General features: G+C 62.1%; 21 protein-coding genes. 7 read left to right on the forward strand and 14 right to left on the reverse strand.

The features are described from left to right. Positions 1-60 precede the first annotated feature (60 nt). The 4 genes from AB4037_RS15215 to AB4037_RS15230 form a co-directional block, all read right to left on the reverse strand. Positions 61-750 (reverse strand): outer membrane protein, encoded by a 690-nt coding sequence (locus AB4037_RS15215; RefSeq protein ID WP_434957396.1) that lies wholly within the window; start codon positions 748-750, stop codon positions 61-63. Between the two features lie 277 nt (positions 751-1,027). Further along, positions 1,028-2,062: an L-glyceraldehyde 3-phosphate reductase gene (gene mgrA, locus AB4037_RS15220; protein WP_441772090.1), complete on the reverse strand. Its 1,035-nt coding sequence runs from the start codon at positions 2,060-2,062 to the stop codon at positions 1,028-1,030. A gap of 150 nt (positions 2,063-2,212) precedes the next feature. Further along, positions 2,213-3,757: a monocarboxylate uptake permease MctP gene (gene mctP, locus AB4037_RS15225; protein WP_441772091.1), complete on the reverse strand. Its 1,545-nt coding sequence runs from the start codon at positions 3,755-3,757 to the stop codon at positions 2,213-2,215. Next, positions 3,757-3,924 carry a DUF3311 domain-containing protein gene (locus AB4037_RS15230; protein ID WP_434957399.1) on the reverse strand — a complete coding sequence of 56 codons (168 nt, stop codon included), beginning with the start codon at positions 3,922-3,924 and terminating at the stop codon, positions 3,757-3,759. Before AB4037_RS15230 ends, mctP begins: the two co-directional genes overlap by 1 nt. A gap of 320 nt (positions 3,925-4,244) precedes the next feature. Here AB4037_RS15230 and AB4037_RS15235 point away from each other — a divergent pair, with 320 nt between their 5' ends. Beyond that, positions 4,245-5,429, forward strand: coding sequence for a mandelate racemase/muconate lactonizing enzyme family protein (locus AB4037_RS15235; protein ID WP_441772092.1), 1,185 nt, complete (start codon positions 4,245-4,247; stop codon positions 5,427-5,429). 116 nt (positions 5,430-5,545) lie between these two features. Here AB4037_RS15235 and AB4037_RS15240 read toward each other — a convergent pair whose 3' ends face one another. The 4 genes from AB4037_RS15240 to hutC form a co-directional block, all read right to left on the reverse strand. Then, complete coding sequence (locus AB4037_RS15240; RefSeq protein WP_441772093.1) at positions 5,546-6,577, reverse strand: ABC transporter substrate-binding protein; 1,032 nt, start codon at positions 6,575-6,577, stop codon at positions 5,546-5,548. Positions 6,578-6,609: 32 nt separating this feature from the next. Next, complete coding sequence (locus AB4037_RS15245) at positions 6,610-7,380, reverse strand: ABC transporter permease (RefSeq protein ID WP_441772094.1); 771 nt, start codon at positions 7,378-7,380, stop codon at positions 6,610-6,612. A 72-nt stretch (positions 7,381-7,452) separates the two neighbouring features. After that, a complete protein-coding gene (locus tag AB4037_RS15250; protein WP_434957403.1) occupies positions 7,453-8,241 on the reverse strand; it encodes an ABC transporter ATP-binding protein in 789 nt (262 codons plus the stop codon). 134 nt (positions 8,242-8,375) lie between these two features. Then, on the reverse strand, positions 8,376-9,113 hold the full coding sequence (hutC, locus tag AB4037_RS15255) for a histidine utilization repressor (RefSeq protein ID WP_434957404.1): 738 nt from the start codon (positions 9,111-9,113) through the stop codon (positions 8,376-8,378). A gap of 210 nt (positions 9,114-9,323) precedes the next feature. Here hutC and hutI point away from each other — a divergent pair, with 210 nt between their 5' ends. From hutI to AB4037_RS15275, 4 genes are all read left to right on the forward strand, one after another. Next, positions 9,324-10,541 carry an imidazolonepropionase gene (hutI, locus tag AB4037_RS15260; protein WP_441772095.1) on the forward strand — a complete coding sequence of 406 codons (1,218 nt, stop codon included), beginning with the start codon at positions 9,324-9,326 and terminating at the stop codon, positions 10,539-10,541. Next, positions 10,538-12,085 (forward strand): histidine ammonia-lyase, encoded by a 1,548-nt coding sequence (gene hutH, locus AB4037_RS15265; protein WP_441772096.1) that lies wholly within the window; start codon positions 10,538-10,540, stop codon positions 12,083-12,085. The genes hutI and hutH overlap by 4 nt, the downstream gene beginning before the upstream one ends. After that, positions 12,082-12,909 carry an N-formylglutamate deformylase gene (hutG, locus tag AB4037_RS15270; RefSeq protein WP_434957407.1) on the forward strand — a complete coding sequence of 276 codons (828 nt, stop codon included), beginning with the start codon at positions 12,082-12,084 and terminating at the stop codon, positions 12,907-12,909. Before hutH ends, hutG begins: the two co-directional genes overlap by 4 nt. A 109-nt stretch (positions 12,910-13,018) precedes the next feature. Beyond that, on the forward strand, positions 13,019-13,591 hold the full coding sequence (locus AB4037_RS15275; RefSeq protein WP_441772097.1) for a HutD/Ves family protein: 573 nt from the start codon (positions 13,019-13,021) through the stop codon (positions 13,589-13,591). A 1-nt stretch (position 13,592) separates the two neighbouring features. Here the strand turns inward: AB4037_RS15275 and AB4037_RS15280 are convergent, their stop codons facing one another. Next, positions 13,593-13,727: an EncA/B family entericidin gene (locus AB4037_RS15280; RefSeq protein ID WP_434957409.1), complete on the reverse strand. Its 135-nt coding sequence runs from the start codon at positions 13,725-13,727 to the stop codon at positions 13,593-13,595. 281 nt (positions 13,728-14,008) lie between these two features. Between AB4037_RS15280 and AB4037_RS15285 the strand changes: the two genes are divergently transcribed. Continuing rightward, positions 14,009-15,280 carry a hemolysin family protein gene (locus AB4037_RS15285; protein ID WP_441772098.1) on the forward strand — a complete coding sequence of 424 codons (1,272 nt, stop codon included), beginning with the start codon at positions 14,009-14,011 and terminating at the stop codon, positions 15,278-15,280. 18 nt (positions 15,281-15,298) lie between these two features. Here AB4037_RS15285 and AB4037_RS15290 read toward each other — a convergent pair whose 3' ends face one another. After that, positions 15,299-15,787: a DMT family transporter gene (locus tag AB4037_RS15290; RefSeq protein ID WP_441772099.1), complete on the reverse strand. Its 489-nt coding sequence runs from the start codon at positions 15,785-15,787 to the stop codon at positions 15,299-15,301. A gap of 83 nt (positions 15,788-15,870) precedes the next feature. On the opposite strand from AB4037_RS15290, the gene AB4037_RS15295 reads away from it, so the two are divergent. After that, on the forward strand, positions 15,871-16,776 hold the full coding sequence (locus AB4037_RS15295) for a LysR substrate-binding domain-containing protein (RefSeq protein ID WP_441772100.1): 906 nt from the start codon (positions 15,871-15,873) through the stop codon (positions 16,774-16,776). A gap of 175 nt (positions 16,777-16,951) precedes the next feature. Here AB4037_RS15295 and AB4037_RS15300 read toward each other — a convergent pair whose 3' ends face one another. From AB4037_RS15300 to AB4037_RS15315, 4 genes are all read right to left on the reverse strand, one after another. Next, on the reverse strand, positions 16,952-18,616 hold the full coding sequence (locus AB4037_RS15300) for a flavin monoamine oxidase family protein (protein ID WP_441772101.1): 1,665 nt from the start codon (positions 18,614-18,616) through the stop codon (positions 16,952-16,954). Between the two features lie 173 nt (positions 18,617-18,789). After that, on the reverse strand, positions 18,790-20,859 hold the full coding sequence (locus AB4037_RS15305) for a caspase family protein (protein ID WP_441772102.1): 2,070 nt from the start codon (positions 20,857-20,859) through the stop codon (positions 18,790-18,792). 317 nt (positions 20,860-21,176) lie between these two features. Continuing rightward, positions 21,177-21,875: a hypothetical protein gene (locus AB4037_RS15310; protein WP_441772103.1), complete on the reverse strand. Its 699-nt coding sequence runs from the start codon at positions 21,873-21,875 to the stop codon at positions 21,177-21,179. After that, complete coding sequence (locus AB4037_RS15315) at positions 21,863-22,597, reverse strand: RHS repeat-associated core domain-containing protein (RefSeq protein ID WP_441772104.1); 735 nt, start codon at positions 22,595-22,597, stop codon at positions 21,863-21,865. The genes AB4037_RS15310 and AB4037_RS15315 overlap by 13 nt, the downstream gene beginning before the upstream one ends. Positions 22,598-22,811 lie beyond the last annotated feature (214 nt).

The following is a 22,811-nucleotide window of genomic DNA, read 5'->3' on the forward strand; positions in this document are numbered from 1 at the left end:
CCGGAGGCGGAAGGTGGCGAAAGGGCGACGCAGGGGCTGTCTCGCCCCTGCTCAGACGACTCAGAATTTGTAGCTGACACCGACCATGGCGACGGTCTCGTGGAAACCGGCCTTGAAGCGGGTATCGGGCGCCACGCGGAAGCGCGACTTGCCGAAATCGGTGTAGCGGACCTCGACGCGTCCGATCCAGTTGTCGGTAAAGGCATATTCGACACCGGCGCCGGCGGTCCAGCCCACCTTGGTCTTGGTGGAGGAACCCACGACGTCACCATCGAAGAGGTTCCAGCGTTCACGGATATCGCCGAAGGCGACGCCGCCGGTGGCATAGACGAGAATACGGTCGAAGGCATAGCCCAGACGCGCGCGGACCGATCCCTGCCAGCGATTGGTCATATGCAGCCGGCTGTTGCCGTTCTGGGCGTCGATGACCGTATGGCTGCCCTTGATACTGCTGAGGTCGATGTCGCCTTCCAGACCGACGACGATATTGTTGGAGAATTGTTCGTTGTAGCCGGCGTGCAGGCCGCCGAGCACACCATTGACGTTGAAGTTATCGGCCGGCACGGGCGTCGACCTGCTCAAATCGTCCTTTTCCCGTCCCCAACCATAGCCGATATGGGCACCGACATAAAAGCCGGTCCAGCTAAAGGGCGTCACAGGCACAATAGGTTCCACAGGCGCCGGCGCAAGGTCTGCTGAAAGTGCCGGCATTGGCGCAAGAAAGAGTGCCGCTAAAACGATTTTCTTCATGATCCCCACCTTATCACGACGTTGATCGGCAAGAAATCACTGCCACAATTTCTACATATTGTCCATATTTTCAGATAATTGCCACCTCTGAAGGCAATAGAACGCTAATCATCGATATACTATTGACTGAAGAAAACAGGATTATTGCTTTATTTTCTGACCGCGAATACCCTGTTCGGGACATTAGGGAAGCAAATTCGTATTTCCTTGGTAAACCATCGCAACATAACGGGCCACAAAGTGGCCCGTTGCAGGTCGATCGTCGCCAGGTCGGGGATCAGCTCTTGCTCGATGCCGCCCAGAGATTGACGTTGCCTTCCTCGGCATAGTGGTCGATCTCCGCCAGCTCCTCGGCGGAGAAAGCGAGATTCTTCAAGGCGCCGACGCAGTCCTCGATCTGCCCCGGGCGGCTGGCCCCGATCAGCGCCGAGGTCATGCGGCCATCCCTGAGGACCCAGGCGATCGCCATCTGGGCCAGGGTCTGGCCGCGGCGACGAGCTATCGTATCGAGGGCCCGCAGCCTGGTCAGATTCGTCTCGGTGAGTTGATCGGGCGAGAGCGACTTGCCGGCCGCAGCGCGGCTGTCGGCGGGAATGCCGGTCGCGCTGAGATATTTGTTGGTGAGCAAGCCCTGCGCCAGCGGCGTGAAGGCGATGCAGCCAGCGCCGTCCGCTTCGAGCTGGTCGAGCAGGCTGTCCTTCTCGACCCAGCGATTGAGCATCGAATAACTCGGCTGATGGATAAGCAGCGGCGTGCCCAGACGGCGCAGGATCGCAGCCGCCTCCCTGGTCCTCTCGGCACTATAGGACGAGATACCGGCATAATGGGCCTTGCCCTGGCGCACCGCGTCATGCAGCGCGGTCATGGTCTCTTCCAGAGGCGTGTTCGGATCGAAGCGGTGGGAATAGAAGATGTCGACCGTCTCGATACCCATGCGCTTGAGGCTGGCGTCCAGGCTGGAGAGCAGATATTTGCGGCTGCCCCACTCGCCATAGGGGCCGGGCCACATGCGATAGCCGGCCTTGGTGGAGATCACCAGTTCGTCGCGATGATGGGCGAAGTCCGTCCTGAGGATGCGCCCGAAGGTCTCTTCGGCCGAGCCGGGCGGCGGCCCGTAATTATTGGCTAGGTCGAAATGGGTAATGCCGAGGTCGAAGGCCCTGCGGCAGAGCGCCCTGGCATTCTCGAAAGGGATGTCGCCACCGAAATTATGCCACAGGCCCAGCGAAAGAGCCGGAAGCTGCAGGCCCGAGCGGCCGGACCGGCGATATTGCATGGCGTCGTAACGCGCCTCATCCGCGACATAAGTCATAGGTGGCTCCAATACTGAGGAAAAGCGAATCCGCAATCATTCATCAGACAAACTGCCCGGCCCGGGCCAATTGTTCAACCACCATACACCCGGCGGACATGAAAAGGCCGGCGTCACCGCCGGCCTCTCCCGCCTCGATTGCGACCCCTGTCAGGGCGTCGTGACGGCGTCCTCATAGTCCGCCGCCGTCGTCTCGTCCTGCGCCGAGGAGCCCAGCACCATGGTCAGCACCACGGAGACGACGAAATTCAGCACCACGGCGATCACACCGATATAGAAGGAGGTGCCGAACAGGGTGTAGGTCGAGACCACGGAGGTTGGCCCCCAGGCCATATAGCTACCGGCCAGCATGCCCACCGCCCAGCCGATCAGCAAGGCCCAGCCATTGAACCAGCGCGTATAAAGGCCTGCCACCAAGGCAGGGAAGATCTGGATCATCCAAACGCCGCCGAGCAATTGCAGATCGATGGCGAATTTGGTCGGCAGGAACACGATCACCACCAGGGCGCCGACCTTGACGATCAGGCTCATCAGCTTGGCAAGGTAGGATTCCTTCTGCGACGACATATCCGGCTCGATGAAGGGCTTCCAGACATTGCGCGTGAAGGTATTGGCAGCCCCGATCGACATCACCGCCGCCGGCACCAGGGCGCCGATGGCGATAGCCGCAAAGCAGAAGCCGGCGAACCAATCGGGGAACATTTTGTTGACCAGCAGCGGGATCGCCGCCTGGGCATCGTCGGTCTTGATGTCGGCGGCGACTGCCATCACGCCCAGAAGCGCGATGAGGCCGAGCACCAGCGAATAGGCCGGCAGCGACACCGCATTGCGACGGATGGCGTTCGGTCCTGTGGCCGACAGCGTGCCCGTAAGGGCGTGCGGATACATGAACAGCGCCATGGCCGAGCCGATCGACAGCGTAATGAAGGGCCAGATCTGCGAAGGCGCCAGGGTGAGACCCACGGCTGCCGGCTTGCCAGCGGCAACGGCGGCGGCTGCCTTGGCGTCATAGACGAGTTTCGCCTTCTCGAAGATCGAACCGAAACCGCCGAGCTGATAGGGGATGACGATGACCGCGGCGATCACGAAGATATAGATCATGATGTCCTTGACGAAGGCGATCATCGCCGGCGCACGCAACCCGCTCTTATAGGTGTAGAGCGCCAGGATGATGAAGGCGATCGTCAGGGGAAGGTGCGAGGCCATGCCCGTTGCCGAGAAGCCGAGGGCCTGGATCACCTTCTCCATGCCGACGAGCTGAAGGGCGATATAAGGCATGGTCGCGAGGATACCGGTGAAGGCTACCGCCAGTTCCAGCCAGCGATTGCCGTAGCGCCCGGCGATGAAATCGGCGCCGGTGAGATAGCCATGCTTGTGCGTGGCGTTCCACAGCCGCGGCATGATCAGGAAGATCAGCGGATAGATCAGAATGGTGTAGGGTACGGCGAAGAAGCCATAGGCGCCGAGCGCGTACATCAAGCCCGGCACGGCGATGACGGTGTAGGCCGTATAGAGATCGCCACCCAGCAGGAACCAGGTGATCCAGGCACCGAAGCGTCGGCCGCCGAGGCCCCATTCGTGCAACTGGTCGAGATCCCCCGCCTTCCAGCGCGCCGCCACGAAACCAACAACGGTCACGACGGCGAAGAAGAAGACGAACACCATCGCCGCCGTCCAATTGAGATTGTCCAGCATCAGCGTTCAACCTTCCAGGCGAGATAGACGAACAGCGACGAAATCGGCACCAGGACGAGGAGGTAGAAATAGAAGAAGGGCACTCCGAACAGCACGGGATCGATGCTGTTATAGAGCGGTGTCAGCAATGCCAGTACGCAAGGTACCAGCAGAAGCAGATATTTCATGGCATTTCCCCCGGTATTGCGACAATCTTCCATCAAGATTGCCGCTGCGGATGCGGCCAAAGCCGAATCCAGCCTGCTATAAACTCTTCTGGCAGCTTTTTATTCCCTTGGAGAAAGACTGAGTCCAGAGGGGATTTTGGGGCGCCTGCCCGTGCGGGGTTGCGAGGGCAAAGCCGGCACCATTCGGGATGGACCGTCAAGGCTGTCGAAGACGCGGCCGGCGATCGGAGTCCCGGGCGCAGGCCGAAGGCCGCCCTTGTATCCTCAGCCTTCCCAAATTCCTCACGCCGACTTATGCCTATACAAAATAGGAGTGCAGGATGAAGATCACCGCGGTCCGGGCCACCCCCGTCAACATACCGCTGGAGGCGCCCTATCTGTGGTCCTACGGCTCGCTGGCCGGCTTTTCCAAAGCCATCGTCGAGGTCGAGACCGATGAAGGCTTCACCGGCATCGGCGAAGCACCATCCTACGCACATGCGGCGATCATCAATCTGAGCCTCGGCCCCCGCCTCGTCGGGCGCGATCCCCTCGACATCGCCGGGGCCGAATTGATCTCGCTGCCGAGTTGGCAGGGCGTTTCCAACAATATCGACTACAATCTCATTCGCGCCTTCGGCGGCATCGAGATGGCGCTATGGGACCTGCGCGGCAAGCTTTGGAACCTGCCTCTCTATGCGCTGCTCGGCGGTGCGGTGCGCAAGGCCATCCCGGTCACGGATTATTTCTCCTTCCGCGAGAAGGCCGGGCCCGATGGCGGAGAGACCACGCCGGAAGCGGTCGTGGACTATTGCCTTGGCCTCAGGGAAGCGCATGGCACCACTTTTTTCGAGGGCAAGTTCTACACCGCCGATATCGGCCCCAGCGTACGCATGATGGAATTGCTGCGCGAGGCGCTCGGGCCTGGCGCCATGCTGCGCATCGATGGCAACATGGCTCATTCGCTGACCTCGGCGCGCCAGATCGCGCGGGAACTCGAGCCGCTCAACATCCGCAACTGGGAGGATCCGTGCGGCTCGCTCTATGACCTCAAGGCCCTGCGCCAGCACACATCGATTCCCTTCTCGGTCCACAGCCTCGACTTGCGCCAGGCGGCACATCTAGGCGTGCCCGATGCCGTGGTCACCGATATCGCGACCCATGGCGGCATTGCCCGAACCATGCGCTTCGTCGGCGCCTGCGAGCAGCTCGGCCTCGATTTCTGGTGCTATTCCGGCGATTCAGGGGTGGCGAGCGCCGCCTATCTGCATCTGTGCGCGGCCATGCCGCATATCCGCGAACCCAACCAGTCGCTGTTCCGCATGCAGCCGCTCGACGTCATCGAGGAAGGTCCGTTTCGTCCCAAGAACAATGTCGTGCCGGTACCGGAGGGGCCGGGCCTCGGCGTGACGCTGTCACAGGACAAACTGAGGCATTTGCATCAACTCTTCCTCCATGATGGTCCCTACAACAAATATCACGACCCGGATCGCCCCGGCGTGTTCCGTCGCCTGCCGCTGAGCTAGCCCTGCAGTTGCGGCGCAGTGTCAGCCTCCTGGCTGACACAACGCTTGCCGGCGAGCGTTTCGTTTCCAGATGTCAGCCAGGGGGCTGACACGCCCCATCCGTCACGTCCCAAACGTCAGATCTTGGCCGCCTTGACGAAGCTCGGATCGAAGGTCTTTTCGTAGGGAACGCTGGCATTGGCGAGTTCAGGGTCGAGGGCCTTGAGCGCATTCATCATCGACTCATAGCCGTCCTTGGTGACCATGCCGTCCGGCGAATACATCTGCCGCGAGTTCTGGAACGCCTGCATATAGAGGTCGCGATTGCCCAGCAGATATTCCTTCGGCACGATATCGGCAACGTCCTCCGGTTTGGCCTGGCCGAGCCATTTCAGAGCCTTCATCATGGCGTTGACCACGCGCTGTGTGGTCACGGGGTTCTCCTGCGCGAAAGACTGCTTCAGATAGACGGTTGCCGCCGGATTGGTGCCGCCGAACAGGGCCTTGGTGCCCTCCTCCGTGCGCGTGTCGAGCACGATGGCGATGTCATCGTCGTGCTGCAGCTGGCTGATCACCGGATCGAGATGCGACAGCCCGTCAATGCCGCCATTCTTGATGGCAGCGACGGCGCTGGCTCCGCCGCCGATGCCGATCTGCGCGACATCGGCCGAGGTCAGCCCGTTCTTGTGCAAGGCATATTGCAGCAGGAGAGCCGTAGAGGACCCCGGCGCGGTAACTCCGATCTTGCGGCCCTTGAGATCGGCAATGGTCTTGATCTCGCCGGCCAGGCTCTTGCGCACCGCGATCACGATGCCAGGGAAGCGGCCGAGGTCGCAGACCGCGACGATATCCTGCCCCTTGTTCTGCATGCGGATGGTGTGCTCGTAAGCACCCGTCACCACGTCCACCGAGCCACCGACCAGCGCCTGCAGGGATTTGGAACCACCGGCGAAATCGTTGATGGTGACGCTGAGCCCCTCCTCCTTGAAGAAGCCCTTCTGCTCGGCCACCGTCAGCGGCAGATAATAGAGCAATGGCTTGCCGCCGACGCCGATGGTCAGATCGGGCTTCTCCGGCTTGGCATCCTCGGCGAAGGCCGGCAGCGCGCCGCCGAGCGAGGCACCAAACACCATGCCGCTGGCGCCGATCAGGAAAGTTCTGCGTTTCATGTTTTTCCTCCCAATTCGATTTCCAATATCATTTAGCCGCGCCAGACCAGAAGGCGGCGCTCCACCGTCGTCATCAGCCAGTCGACGATCAGAACGAAGGCCATCAGGACGAACATGCCGGCGAAGACGCCGGTGACATCGAATACGCCCTCGGCCTGCTGGATGAGATAGCCCAGGCCCGCCGAGGAGCCGAGATATTCGCCCACCACCGCGCCGACCACGGCAAAACCGACAGAGGTATGCAGGCTGGAGAACACCCAGGACATCGCCGAAGGCAGATAGACGTGGCGTAGCAGCTGGCGCTCGTTCATGCCGAGCATGCGGGCATTGGAGAGCACGGCCGGGCTCACTTCCTTGACGCCCTGATAGACGTTGAAGAAGACGATGAAGAACACGAGGGTGAAGCCGAGGGCCACCTTCGACCAGATGCCGAGGCCGAACCACAAAGCGAAGATCGGCGCCAGCACCACCCGGGGCAGCGCATTGGCGGCCTTGACATAAGGGTCGAAAATGGCGGCGACCACGGGCTGGCGCGCGAACCAGAAGCCGAGAACCACGCCGCCCAACCCGCCGAACAGGAAGGCCAACGCCGATTCAGCCAGGGTGACCCACAAATGATACCAGATGGAGCCGTCGGTGAACCATTCCACGATTCTGTTCCAGACGCTGAGCGGATCGGCGAAGAAGAACGCCACCGTCTTGGGCGAACCGAACAGCGAGGTCGTCGAGGCGACGTGCCAAACAGTGATGCCGATGACCGCGACAAGAACCTGCAGGACGAGCAAAACGATCTTGTTGTTCATTGGAGTCCCAAAGGTGTCGTGAAGATATCAGGGTGTCGTGAAGATATCGAAGACATGGAAAAAGCCAGCGAACTAGCTGTAGGCCTTCATCACCTCGTCGCGCAGGGCATCCCAGATGTCGCGATGCAGGCGGATGAAAGCGGGATCGTGGCGAATTTCCGCTATGGCGCGAGGCCGGGGCAGTGGCACGGCGAAATCCCCGATGATGCGCGCCTTCGGGCCGGCCGACATGATGACGATGCGATCGGCCAGTGCGATTGCCTCGTCGAGGTCGTGGGTAACGAACATCACCGCCTTGCGGTCTTCGGACCAGAGCTTCAGGAGCAGATCGCCCATGACCAGACGGGTCTGCGCATCGAGCGGCCCGAAGGGCTCGTCCATGAGCAGCAGCTTGGGATTGCGGATGAGCACCTGCGCCAGCCCGACGCGCTTGCGCTGCCCGCCGGACAGCATGCGCGGATAACGATCGCCAAAACGGGCGAGACCGACCCGCTCCAGCCAGCTCTGCGCCGCCTTCCTCGCCTTTTCGGACGGCGTGCCGGCAACTTCCAGGCCAATGGCGACATTCTGCAGGACGGTCTTCCAGGGCATCAGCGATTCCTGCTGGAAGAGATAGCCGGCCTGCCCGTTCAAGCCCTTGAGCGGCTTGCCGAAGACCTCGACCGTTCCGGCCACCGGGGTCAGCAGCCCGGCCGTGGCATTGAGCAGCGTGGACTTGCCGCAGCCTGTCGGCCCGACGATGGCGACGAACTCGTGATCGCCCACCACAAGGTCAACGGCATCAACGGCATCGAAACGGGAATCCCTGGTCGCGAATGAAATCGAAACGCCCTTCAGCGCAACGGCTTGCGCTGCGCTCATGCGGCCTCGGCCCTTGTCATCTGCGGTCCTCCCGGATTGGTCCTACGAGTCGGCTTTGCGCAAACTCTATACCCCGATGGCGAGTAACGGCCAGCCCCCCGGAAGCGGGTTTGCCGGAAGCAGCAGCACCATTCTCAGGATGGCGAGAAACGCGCAACCAATTGATGGCGATCGCCCGGGTAGGTGAAGCGAACCGCCGTGACGAACTGGTCGCCGCGCCAGGTGCGCCGCTCCACCACCAGGCAGGCGCTGCCAGGCTCCAGCTTCAGCAAGGCCGCTTCCTCCCCGCGTGCCGCCGCTGCCTTGATGTGATGTTCGGCCACCGTCCAGGGTACATGGCCAAGAAGCCACACGCCGGGCGGCTCCTTGGTAAAGTCGGTTTCACCGGCCTGCGGCACCGCCTCGAGATCGATCAGGCGTTCCTCCAGGCAGAAAGGGCTGTCGCCGGCAAAATGACGGCAGGTCAACGCCAGCAACGGCCGCGCACTTTCCAGAGCGAATGTCAGGCGCTCCCCCGGCGTAGGCCGTCGTTGCCGACGTTGCATCAATTCGAAGCGATAGGGCAGTCCAAGCGCGGTCACCTCCGCCTCGATGCCGTGAATGGCGAGCACGGCTGCCTCGCTGCGCGGCTGCGCCACGAAACTGCCTGCCTTGCGCCGGCGCTCGATCAGCCCGGCGGCGGCAAGCTGTGTTAGCACCTTGTTCACTGTCATGCGCGAGCAGCCATAGATCTCGGTCAGCTCGGTCTCGAACGGGATGCGATAGCCGGGCGGCCATTCGCCCGAAACGATGCGACGCTCGATATCGCCGAGGATGCGCTGATGCAACGTCTGCGCCTTGGCATCCAGCTCGAGGGAGGCGGTGTTGTTCATGATAGGCTCCCCCAGCCATATGGGCCAATCCGGACGGGCGGCGCAATCTCGACGATCTCGAAGAACTCCGCCTGCTTAGCCATCGCCGCTTCCCTCACCAAGTTCTGCTTTCCCGGTCAAGCCAATCGGCATTAAACTTTCATCATTCCACTTGCGCGTCAATTAATATGTCTATACATGTTCCCGCATAATAGCAGGGTGGAGAAATCGATGTCGACAAACAGCCATGGGCTCCGTTTGTGGCGCAATGCGCGCCTGGCAACCCTGGTCGGGGATGACCTCGGCATCGTCGAGCGGGGGGCCGTGCTTGCCGAGGGCGAGCGCATCGTCTTCGCCGGTCCCGAGAGCGACGTGCCCGCCACCATGCGCGACAAGGCCTGGACTGTCGACCTCGAAGGGCGCTGGATCACGCCCGGCCTGATCGATTGCCATACCCATCTCGTCTTCGGCGGCGACCGCGCCCATGAATTCGAGCTGCGCCTCAAGGGTGCCAGCTATGAAGAGATCGCCCGGGCCGGCGGCGGCATCGTTTCCTCGGTCAATGCGACACGCGCCGCCAGCGATGATGAGCTTCTCGCCAGCGCCCTGCCCCGCCTCGACCACCTGATCGCCGAGGGCGTCACCACGGTCGAGGTGAAATCGGGCTATGGCCTGGAGACCCGCACCGAACTCGCCATGCTGCGTGCGGCCCGCAAGCTCGGCGAAGTGCGCAAGGTCAATGTTTCAACCACCTTCCTTGGCGCCCACGCCCTGCCCGTCGAGGCCAAGGGCGACAAGGACGCCTATATCGACCTCGTCTGCCGGGAGATGCTGCCGGCCGTGGCTGTCGAAGGGCTCGCCGATGCCGTGGACGGCTTTTGCGAAGGCATCGCCTTCCTGCCCGAACATATAAGCAAGGTCTTCGATGCAGCCAGGAAGGCGGGCCTGCCGGTCAAGCTGCATGCCGACCAGCTATCCAACCTTCATGGTGCCAAACTCGCGGCCGATTACGGCGCCCTGTCGGCCGACCATCTCGAATATACCGATGAGGAAGGTGCCGCGGCGATGCATAAGGCCGGCACGGTGGCCGTGATCCTGCCCGGCGCCTACTACTTCATTCGTGAGACCAAGCAACCGCCCATCGCTTTGTTCCGGGCTCACAAGGTGCCGATGGCCGTGGCGACGGACTGCAATCCCGGCACCTCGCCGCTGACCTCGCTGCTGACAACCATGAACATGGCCGCCACCTTGTTCCGCATGACCGTCGACGAATGCATCGCCGGCGTCACCCGCAATGCGGCCAAGGCGCTCGGCAAAGCCCATGACATCGGCACGCTCGAAGCCGGCAAACAATGCGATCTCGCCATCTGGGATATCGAGCGCCCGGCTGAACTCGTCTACCGCCTAGGTTTCAATCCGCTACATCAACGCATCTGGAGAGGCCAGTGACCAACCCCGTTTTGCTGCGTCCCGGCAGTGTCTCGCTCGCACAGTGGCGGGCCATCTATGAAGGCGCAGCCGTCACCCTGGACGAAGGCTGTCGCCCGCTGGTCGAAGCCAGCGCCAAGGCCGTCGCCGACATCATCGCCAAGGGCGAGCCGGTCTATGGCATCAACACCGGCTTCGGCAAGCTGGCGAGCGTGCGCATCGAGAATGCCGATCTTGCCATCCTCCAGCGCAACATCGTGCTCTCCCATGCCGCCGGCGTCGGCGAGCCCCTGCCGGTCGAGGTCGTGCGCCTGATCATGGCTCTCAAGCTCGGCAGCCTCGCCCAGGGCTCTTCGGGCGTGCAATGGTCGACCATCACCATGCTGCGTGACTGTCTTGCCAGGGATCTGATCCCCGTCGTACCTGGCCAGGGTTCCGTCGGCGCCTCGGGCGATCTTGCACCGCTTTCCCATATGACTGCGGCGCTCACCGGCGTCGGCGCCTTCTTCGTGAAGGGCGAGAAGGTCGAGGCCACCGAAGCGCTCAAGCGCGTCGGGCTGTCGCCGCTCGTCCTCGGCCCGAAGGAAGGCCTTGCCCTCCTCAACGGCACGCAGGTTTCCACCGGCCTGGCGCTGGCCGGCCTGTTCCAGGCCGAGCGCGTCTTCCAGGGCGCGCTGGTGACCGGTGCGCTCTCGACCGACGCGGCCCGTGGCTCGGACGGCCCCTTCGATCCGCGCATCCACAAGGTCCGCGGCCATCGCGGCCAGGCCGAGGTCGCCGATACGCTGCGCGCTTTGATGGCAGGCAGCTCCATCCGCGCCTCCCATCTCACCGGCGACGAGCGCGTGCAGGATCCCTATTGCCTGCGCTGCCAGCCCCAGGTGATGGGCGCCTGTCTCGATCTGCTGCGCCAGGCCGCCACGACGCTGGCGATCGAGGCCAACGGCGTCACCGACAATCCGCTGGTCTTCACCGATACGGGCGAGGTGATCTCGGGCGGCAACTTCCACGCCGAGCCCGTCGCCTTCGCCGCCGACATGATCGCCATGGCGCTGTGCGAGATCGGCTCCATCAGCGAGCGGCGCATCGCCATGCTGGTCGACCCGGCTCTCTCCGGCATGCCGGCCTTCCTCACGCCCAAGCCAGGCCTCAACTCCGGCTTCATGATCCCGCAGGTCACCGCTGCCGCGCTGGTCTCGGAGAACAAGCAAAGGGCCTTCCCGGCCAGCGTCGACTCGATTCCGACCTCGGCCAACCAGGAGGACCACGTCTCCATGGCCGCCCATGGCGCCCGCCGTCTCCTGGAGATGAGCCGCAACACCGCCAATGTCATCGGCATCGAATATCTCGCCGCCGTGCAGGGCTGTGACTTCCATGCCCCGCTGACGTCAAGCGAGGCGCTGGAGCGGGCCCGCTCGACGCTGCGGGCTGAAGTGCCGCATCTTTTCGACGACCGTCACTTCGCCCCCGACATCGCCGCCGCCACGGCCCTGATTTGGAACGGCGCGGCGCAGAAGGCCGCCGGCCTGAAGACACTGGCCAGCGTGGTGGAGGGCACGGCATGAGCCGGCCCGACTGGCTCGAGATCCGGCAGGGACAGGCACCATTGCTGGTCTCCCTGCCGCATACCGGCACTGAGATCCCGGCCGCGCTAGAAGCGCGGCTGGTCTCGCCCTGGCTGGCCCGCAAGGACACCGACTGGTGGATCGAGACGCTTTACGACTTCGCCGTCGGGCTCGACGCCACGGTCATTCGTACGCCCATGTCGCGCACGGTCATCGACGTCAACCGCGATCCCTCCGGCGTCTCGCTCTATCCCGGACAGGCCACCACGGAGCTCTGCCCGACCACCAGCTTCGACGGTGAGCCGCTCTACAAGGACGGCGAAGCGCCCGGCGCGGCCGAGGTGGCCGAGCGGCGCGCCACCTGGTTCGATCCCTACCATCAGGCCCTGGCCGACGAGGTCGCCAGGCTGAAGGGACGCCATCGCAATCTCGTCGTCTATGACTGCCACTCAATCCGCTCGGTCATTCCGCGGCTGTTCGAGGGTACGCTGCCTGAGTTCAACATCGGCACCAATGGTGGCACGACCTGCCATCCTGCCCTGGCCGAGACCATCGAAGCGCTCTGCCGCTCCAGCGGGCGCGAGACCGTGATGAACGGGCGCTTCAAGGGCGGCTTCATCACGCGCAGCCTCGGCCAGCCGGACAAGGGCGTGCATGCCGTGCAGATGGAACTCGCCTGCCGCTCCTATATCGACGAGCCACTCGGCCCGGTCAGCGAAGCCGGTTGGCCTGTTGCCTTCGATGCCGCCTATGCCCAGCCCTTGCGCGAGACGCTCGGCAGCATCCTCAATGCCTGCCTGGTCTTCGCCCGGGCGCTGAAATAGTTGGAGTGCCGGTCTTCGGACCGGCATCTGACTCATATTGCGTTCATGCCGACCTCGCTTCAGCGATGTATCGATGGAGCTGAGAAGACCGGCACACCGGAACCCCGCCATGAAGCTGATCCGTTTCGCCGACCTCACCCCCAAGCCATGGAAGAATGGCGGAGGCACCACGACGGAGATCGCGGTTTCGCCGGAAGGCGCCGGGTTCGACGATTTCGACTGGCGCCTGTCGGTGGCGGAGGTGGCCAGCGACGGCCCCTTCTCCCTGTTTCCCGGGATCGACCGCACTTTGACCGTGATCGAGGGTGAAGGCCTGGTCATGACCGTCGAGGGGCGAGGGATGGTGACGCTCACGGCGGCCTCCACGCCCCTATCCTTTCCCGGCGACGTACCGGTTTCTGCCAGCCTGGCCGAAGGGCCCATCCGCGACTTCAACGTGATGACCCGGCGAGGACGGTTTGGCCATCAGGTGACCAGGCACGACCTTGCCGCTGGCCGCTTGGCGCTGCCGCAAGGCGACCTGCGATTGGTGGTGGCGCTCGGTGCCGGCTCTATCCGGCACGATAGGACGACGATCGAATTCGCCTTCGGCGATGTTGTCATCTTCGAGACAAATGATGCGGGCAGCATCGAAGGAGCGCTGCCCGCCTTGCTGGTTACGCTGACGCGCAAAGCACTTTAGCTCATTGCACCGCGTGCTTGACGGCGCGGCCAGTCGACTTCACGTCCCGGCCGACACCGGTGACCGTGTTGGCGCAGGCGCTCAGGGTGAGCGCGGACACCACGAGAGCAATGATCGCGAAGGAAATTTTTGACATCGGTTCGATCCCTCAATTGGCCGTGCCGAAAGTGGCAACAACACGCGACTCGTTATGCCATATTCGTTTTGTTTGCACAGCCGGACTTTAGCTTCCCGAAGGGAATATAAATCTTCTACTTGACCGAGCCGGCAGACTCGCTTGGCGGACAGAGCCGGCGACAGCCGTCGTTCCCAGCCAGTCTGCCCTCTCCCCCTATCCCACGCTGGCCGATACCGCTATGCTCCGCCCCTTCAAGCGGTCCGACATTCGTCGCGGGCCCGCAACCCCTCAAAGGCACCTTGTTCCTCGACATCGCCATCATCGTCTTCCTGACGCTTCTCAACGGCGTCCTCGCCATGTCGGAACTCGCGATTGTCTCCTCCCGCCCTGCCAGGCTGCGTGCGCTCGCCGACCGCAAGCGAGGCGCTGCGGCAGCGTTGGAATTGCTTGAAAATCCCGGCCGCTTCCTGTCCTCCGTGCAGATCGGCATCACGCTGGTCGGCGTGCTCTCCGGCGCCTTTTCAGGAGCCACGCTCGGCGCGCGTCTTGCCGGCTGGCTGCAGGCCCAAGGCTTGTCCGTCAACGCTGCCGATACGCTCGGCGTCGGCCTCGTGGTGGTGGCGATCACCTATCTGTCGCTGATCATCGGCGAACTCGTGCCCAAGCAGATCGCCTTGCGCGACCCCGAGCGGGTGGCGGCGCGCGTGGCGCCGGCCATGCGGCTCTTGTCGAAATGCGGAGCGCCGCTGGTCTGGCTGCTCGACATTTCCGGCCGGACCGTGCTGACGCTGCTCGGCCAGAACAGCAAGTCGGAGGAAAAGGTCACGGAAGAGGAAGTGCGCACCATTCTCAGGGAGGCCGAGAGCGCCGGCGTGCTCGAAACGGCCGAGCGTGACATGATCTCCGGCGTGATGCGCCTGGGGGATCGCAGCGCCCGCTCGCTGATGACGCCGCGGCGCGAAGTCGAGGTGATCGACCTCTCCGACTCCGCCAAGACGATCATGGCGCAATTGCGTGCCACCGCCCGCTCCCGCCTGCCCGTGCAGGACGGCGAGGACGACAACATCATCGGCGTCGTCACCGTCAAGGACCTGTTCCAATCCCAGCTCGACGGCCGGGCCCTCAATGTACGCGATCATATCGAGGCAGCACCCATCGTGATGGACACCAATGAGGCGCTCAGCATGCTGCCGTCGCTGCGCTCCTCCAAGGCCCACATGGCGCTGGTCTTCGACGAGTACGGTCATTTCGAGGGCGTCATCACCGCCAATGACGTGCTGGAGGCCATCGCCGGCGCTTTCCAGGACGACGATGGGGACGAACCGGCCATCACCATGCGCTCGGACGGCTCCTATCTGGTATCGGGCTGGATGCAGGCCGACGAACTGGCCGAGACCCTGTCGATGCCGATCGAGCGCGGCGACTATGAAACCGCGGCCGGCTTCATCCTGGCCGAGCTCAACCGCCTGCCGCAAACGGGCGAGAGCTTCGTGCGCGACGGCTGGCGCTTCGAGGTCGTGGACCTCGATGGCAGGCGCATCGACAAGATCCTGGTGTCGAAGGAGGCCTAGGCATCTCAGGCCAGCTTCTCAGCGGGCCGGTGCGGTGATTGCTGCGGCGGCATTGGCCCATTGCGTCACCACCATGCCGCCGACGATGAGCAGAACACCGGCGAGGCGCGCCGGATTGACCGGCTTTGCCGCAAAGCCCATCAGGCCGAAATGATCGATCGCCAGCGAGGCGATCATCTGCCCGGCGATCACCGCCACCATGAAATTAGTGGCGCCGAGCCGGGGCGCCAGCAGGAGCGCGGCGGTGATGTAGATCACGCCGGCAAGACCGCCCGTCCAGATCCACCACGGCCCTTTCGACGCCGCCTCGATGGTGGGGGCCGAGACACGAAAGGCCGCCATCACCGGTAAGATCACCGCGATGCTCACCGCCAGCGAAACCAGCGTTGCCCAGAGCGGATGGCCGAGCAGGCGGCCAAGCGTGGCATTGGCGCCAGCCTGGAACGGCACGACCGCGCCCGCCACCAAAGCCGGCAGCAGCAGAACGAGCGAGATGGGATTGGTCATGGCAGTCTCCTTCAATCGCGGAAAAGCTATGCCATGCCGAAATCGGATGGAAATTCCGATTTCATATCCGTACTATGCACACAATGAATAATCTTGCCGGCGTCGATCTCAACCTTCTCACCGTGCTCGAGGCTTTGCTGGCCGAACGCCACGTCTCTCGCGCGGCCCTGCGCCTGAACAAGAGCCAGCCGGCCGTCAGCCATGCCTTGGCGCGGCTGCGCTTGCTGCTGAACGATCCCCTGCTGACGCGCCAGGGCGGCAGCCTCAAACCGACGGCGCGGGCGCTCCAGATCCAGCCCCATCTCGGCGAGGCGCTCGACCGCATGCGCGATCTGCTGGCCCCCGCCGGCTTCGATCCTTCGAGCGAGAGGCGCACCTTCCGGCTGGCGATGTCGGACTATGGCGCCGCCGTGCTGCTACCCAGACTCGTACCGCTGCTGCGCACCGAAGCGCCCCACTGCGACCTCCTCGTCACCCAAGCGAGCCGGGAGGCGATGGCGGCCCAGATTCTGGACGGCGAAATCGACCTTGCCTTCGGCGTGTTTCCCGATCTCGGCGAGCGACTGGCCCATGACCTGCTCTTCGAAGACCACTACATCTGCCTCGCGGATGCAACGGCTCTGTCAGCCAACGACAGGCTCGATCTCGCTTCCTATCTTACCCGCCCGCATGCCCTGGTGGCGCTGCGCGCCGATGTCGAGAATGAGATCGACCGCGCCCTTGCCATTCTCGGCCACAAGCGCCGGATCTGCCTCACCCTGCCGCATTGGGGCATGGCTCCGCGCCTGATCGCCGGCACGGACATCGTCCTCACCGTGGCACGCAGCATCCTGCCGCCGGCGATCGAGGCTGACGGCCTTCGCCTGTTCGAACCACCGTTCGCCCTGCCGGCCGTGCCGTTCACCCAGATCTGGCACCCGCGCCGCCGGGGCGATCCCGCCCATCAATGGCTGCGCCAGCGCATCGCTGGATTTTTCCGGACGGACTGACGTAAAGGAGGCCGCCCGTTGGAGCCGGCAGCTTGGATCTGTCATCCCCGGCACGGCCAAAGGCCGTGGAAAGGGGATCGAGGGGCTAACAGCGATGCGTCTGCTACTGGATGCCCTTCCCTCGTCACTGCGTGGCTCGCCAGGGATGACAACTCGGCTGTCGGCGCCCCTCCCCTCAATCCCCAAGATCGACCGGTTTGAGCGTGGGATAGAGATCGCCGGGACCGGGATTTTCGGCCGGCGAGTGGCCGCCGAGATGGGTCATCACGCCCCAGACCGCGTTGAGCGCCGTCTGCACCGCGCCCTCGACCCAGGCCGGCGTCCAGCTCACGCCGTCCCCCGCCATGAAGATGCCGCGCTGGCTCTCCGGCAGGTCCCCTTGCATGAAATGGCCGTACATGCGGTGGTTGTAGCGGTAATGCCCTGGCAACGCGCCCTTGAAGGCGCCGAGGAAGTTCTCGTCCGCCTCCCAACTCACGCAGATCGGCGAACCGATGATGTGGCTGGCGATGTCGAGCCCGGGATAGATCTTGCCGAGCGCTGAAAGGGCCAGTTCCACCCGGCGCTCGGCCGAGAGCGGCAGCACCTTCAAGGCATCCGTCATCCAGGAATAGGACAGGCAGATCACGCCCGGCCTGTCGTCGCCATTGTCGAACAGATAGGTGCCGCGGGTGATGCGGTCGGTCAGCGTCATCGACAACACGTCGCGGCCGGTGGCCGGATCCTTGTCCTTCCAGAACGGACGATCCACCATGATGAAGGTCTTGGCCGCCTGCATGTAGCGGGTGCGGTCGAGCGCCATCCACAGCTTCTGGTCGAACAGGCTCTCCTCGGCGGCGATGGAGGTGGTCAGCAGATGGCTCTGGCAGGTGACCACCACCGCCTCGTAATCCTCGCGATTGCCCCACTGGTCCGTCACCGTAAAGCCGCCCTCGCCGTTATGCGCGATCGCCTGCGCGCGCCCCCTGGTAGCGCCGGCATTGAGCCCGGCCAGCGTGGTGCCGGCGGGCCAATGCGCGAGCTTGTCCGGCGCCTTCTGCCAAAGGCCCTGCGCCACCTGCTCGACCCCGCCGACGACATAGCGCTGCTCGTCGTCGAAGGCACCGAGATTGACGCGCAGGATCTCCAGCATCGAATTGGGGAAATCCGAATCCCAGCCGCCGGTGCCGAAGCCGACCTGCCCGAACACCTCGCGATGGCGGAAGGAGAGCTTGCGGAAGGCCTGCGACGACACCACGAAATCATAGAAGGTGCGCTCGTCCCAATCGCGCACGATCGGATCCCAGATCTCCTTGATGCGTTTGGCGTCGCGCGCGCGCATCGCCGCCTGCAGGGCCGAGAACTGGGCCCCTTCCTCCAGCGCCTGGTGATAGGCGTCGGCGACCTCCCGATAGAGCGGCGGCAAATCGTCCAGCGTGCGGGCATAGAGGGTCTCGCCCTCCAGATCGATCACGGTGGAGCCGGCTGCCGGCGTGAGCGGATTGGGAAAGTCCCGCGTCTCCAGCCCGAGCAGGTCGACATAATGATAGAAGCCGCGAGAGGAGATCGGAAAGCGCATGCCGCCGAGTTCGGCGATGATGCCATCCGTGCCTTCGAAGCGCTGCGAGCGCAGCCGCCCGCCGAGCCGTGCCGATTCATAGAGAACCGGCCTGAGGCCCAGGCGCATCAGCTCATAGCCGGCTACCAGCCCGGCCGCGCCCGCCCCGATGATGGCAACACGCTTGCCATGCTTGTCGGCCGGCACCGCACCGAGCCCGGCCGGATGGGCCAGCCATTCGTCATAGGCAAACGGAAAGTCCGGCCCGAAGGCGCTGATGGCATCGGAAGGGTGGTTCGGCATGGTTGTTTCCCTGCTGGCATGATGGGCGCCGGAAAGGCGCACGCCATCATGCGCGAGGCAGGGGAATAGGGGAAGTGGGCTGATTTGGGGAGGGGGTGACTATGAGCCCTCTCCCCAAGCGAACGGCCTTCACAGGAACCACCGATCATGCCCAGGCTGATCACTGAACGGGATCACGGATTGGCGGCGACCTCGGCGAAGGTGATCCTGCCGCGTGCGACCTCCTCGCGCTGAGCCGGGGTCAATCCCGCCAGCGCCTTCTCCACCAGACCCGACCCATGCAAACTCTCATCCGGCCAGTCGCGCCACGCATTGGGATTGATGTCCTGGCTGACCAGGCCGCCCTCGGCATTGCGCACCCGGCTGCCATAGATGACATAGCCCGGCGGCACCGTGGCGGGCTGCCCCTTCTTGCCGGTGGCAAGGTCGTAAATGCCCTGGACCTCAGCGTCCAAGGCGATCACGCCCACATATTTGCCGTCGGGGTCGATACCCATGATGTTGGCGATCGGCGCCTTGACCAGGTTGACGGCATCGGTGGCCAGGTCCCAGATCTCCATGCCCTGCTCGCTCGACCCCACGGCATAGGTGCGCACCATATATTTGCCGGCAGGATCGCAGACGGAGACGGTGACCGCATTGCTCGCCTCACGCAGCCGCACGGTCTTCCTCTGTGCGAGATCATAGACGCCGAGCAGGCGCTTGTCGTTGTCGAGATCGAGGGCGAAGCACACCGTGTCATTGCTGCCGAAATTGGCCTGGACCAGGCGCCCGCCCCGTTTCTTGCCGTTGGCTTGGGCGAGTTGGCCCGACTTCACGGCGAGCACCGGCTTGCGGCTGGCGACATCGATGATGGTCAGCGCGCTGGAGCCGTCGCCGCCCAACAGTAGCCGGCTCTCGTCCGGACTGAATTCCATCGAGGTGACATAGCCGCCGGCCTTCAGGTCGAAGAGCCCGGTGCCATCGAGCCCGTTCCACACGGTGACCACATTGTCCATCTCGGTGACCAGCAGGTTGCCGTGCGGGCTGAACAGGAATTTCGAGACCCTGCCCTTGGTCGGCAGGCTCGCCAGCGCCTTCTTCTCGGTGACCGACCATAGAGTGAGGTCGCCGGACTGGTAGTCGGCGCTCATCTGGTAAACGGCGACCCGCCCCTGCGTCGATACCGCCACCTGGGAGAAGCCGGGCTTTACCGGCAGCAAGGCCTCGCGGCTCTGCACGGCGGCATAAAGCGCAACATAGGCTTTGGAAAAGCGCTGGAGCGCCGTCTCGTCCGGAGCCACAGGCAGACCTTTCAAGGCCTCGACGATTGCCTCCTCCCGCCTGCCATTGGTGTTGAGCAGGGTCTGGGCCCGGGCGGCATGGTTGTCGGAGACGGACTGGGCCTCGGCCAGCGTCTGGCCGCCGCCGAGCTTGAGTTCGTCGGTCAGCGAGGATTTCATCCAGGGTGTCTGGGCCCAGTCGGTCTCCTCGCCCACCGCCTTGGTGACATCGCTCATGATGCGCTGGATCGAATAGCCGGAGGTGCCGACCGCCTTGACGAAGGCGCCGGTGAAGGGGCTGAGCTCGCCCTTGCCGTCCAGCGCCACCGCATTGGGCGAGGTGGCATAGGCCACCATCAGCCCGCGCGCCTGCACGGCGCCGGGTGCCGCCGCAGCCCCTGCCCCCTCGACCCGGGCGATACCGCGCCCGGTCGAGACCGAAAGCCCGGCCTGGCCGCCCTCGGCCATCGGATTGTTGCGGCAAGCATCGAGGAAGACCAAAGTCGCCTTGGCGCCCTTCTGCAGGGTATCGACGATCGGCTGCACCGGCACGAAGCCATGCGGGAGATCCTTCGAGGTGGCATCGGTGGCCACCAGATAGTTCTCGTCCCTGATCTGGATGCCGTGACCGGAATAATAGAACATCGCCACATCGGCCCCGGCCGCACCGGCATAGGCGGTGGCAAGGCAGTTCTGCAGGCTCGCGCTGTCGGCATCGCCGGCGAGGAAGACCTCGAAGCCGAGCGCCCCCATCGCCTTGGCCACGGCCTGCGCATCCCGAGCCGGATTGGGCAAGGCAGGAATGCCGTTGCCATAGCCGCCATTGCCGACGATGACCGCCACCCGCTTGCCGCTCGCGCCCGCCGGTGCGGGGCGGTGTTCGCAGGCAGTAGCAGCCTCAGCCGGATTGCTCGGATTCAAGCCAGTGACCGCAGACAAAGTTGCGAATGATGCCGCCACAAGCCAATAAACGATTTTCATACCATTTCCTAAAGTCCGCTGCGATAATCTTTCCAAGAGATGAGACTATCTCTGTCGTAGGTTTGTAGGAAATTCGAGAGTTTAGAGCAGAATGGGCGATGTTTCTCAGCCTGAGAGTGACGATTAAAAATATGGCCATTAAGAATCCAAACCTCGCGCCCACCATAGCTACCTTTTCTAATCGACCAAACAATCGAGAAAGATTGACGTTCCCAAGTCGAATTAGCGGGCATGATACAATTTGAATTAATTGGGCCCAATGAAGGACACTGTCACTACGATTTAGTCGTCTAATTTTTTAATAGGGATTTTTCTGTCTATTTTCGCAATATGCGGGGAACGGAAATATTTGGAAGATCTTTATGTCCCGAGTTTTGAGGCAAATCTCGAATGTCAATTGAATCAATAATTCCAGAAACAGCACTCATTACTGATGATGGCAAATTAATACTTACTACTTTATCTCCAATTTCGGTATTAATCAATATTGAATCATTTATAACCCGCATGGCATCAACTTTTACGCGGCCAAAGGGCTCAATTTTGTTATAAAATAGCTCATGCCCCATGCTATATATAAAAAAATGGTCGCTTTGGTCAGACCCCTTTCCTTGAATTATCTTCAAATTGTATCCTTCTCGCCCAGAATAAAATCCGATATTTACATAAGAAAATTTTATTTTATCTTCCGAAAATTCGATATTTTCATTATATATTTTGAAAATGGCCCTATTAAGCAATACTGAAAAATGACTACCTCCAAAAAACGATTGCTCAATTACATTAATTCCATCCTCCAATACACAAAATAATGTCCTTCCATCTTCCGATATCGATATCTCTTTAATACGAAACGGCTCTTCACCATCATCCTTATACGGATAATTATTGCAATAAAAATCATCCTCAAGACGATGTTTAAATATTTGAATATTATTTAAGTAAACTGAAAACTCTCCAATTCTGTTATCATACACAATTCTTCCGTATTTGTACTTTGTATCTATTTTCCGCATGGTGTGAAATCCCCTATTTTCTTCAATGCCTCCCAGGCAGCATCCGATCTTGCTTGCCCTCTCGTACCTCCAATAGCATTAAGTACAGATTGCACCTCGGATTGAGCAGATGAAAAAGATGAGGCCGGTATCGTGAATACACCTTTCGTTACCCCGCCAATTGTCTGCGGGAACGTTACACTTTTTGCTCCACCAGCAATCAGCTCATCAAATATATTTGCACGACAACCGGCACACATACCCGCAGACCCTCTCTCCCCTCCCATCATACCAGTTATATCGCTGATGATTACATCTTGTCCCCGTAATGCATTTTGTGCGTTTAATTGCCTTAATCCATCAATCTCAGCATGAATACCCTTACCGCTCTCACCAATAACACTATTTTCTCCAGCACTTACTTTCGCTTTAACCTGACATAGCGCCAAACCAAGGGGGTCAATGCCGTTTGCAGGTACCGGCACGTAGCCTTGGGGTTTGTAGCCTCCGTGAATACCGATAGGATCGCGGCTTACATACTGCCCCGCCAGCGGATCGTAATATCGGAATCGATTGTAATACAGCCCACTTTCTTCATCCTCCCATTGCCCTTGAAAACGGATCGGGCAAAGGAAGCGTGCCTCCATCACAACATCTGACTCGTCCTTCAGCGCCAGGGCGCCATAGTTCCGCCCGCCACCACGCGGGTTGACACCACCATCTCCACTATTGCTCGACCGCATCGGCCGTTCCAGCGGCGCAAGCACGTCTGCCCAAGGATCATCGACCTCGAATTACGGTGACAGTTCTGGAGTGCACCCCATATCTGAGACAATGGAATTTGGGTAACAGGGCTCCAGGAGCCCATTATGTCGACGCCATTTGGCAGAAGCCCCCGGCAGTATTCGACTGCCTTCAAGCAAGAAGTCCTGCGCCGGTTGGAGAGCGGCGAGGCGG

It is taken from the genome of Labrys sp. KB_33_2 (assembly GCF_052114505.1).
Lineage (GTDB): Bacteria > Pseudomonadota > Alphaproteobacteria > Rhizobiales > Labraceae > Labrys.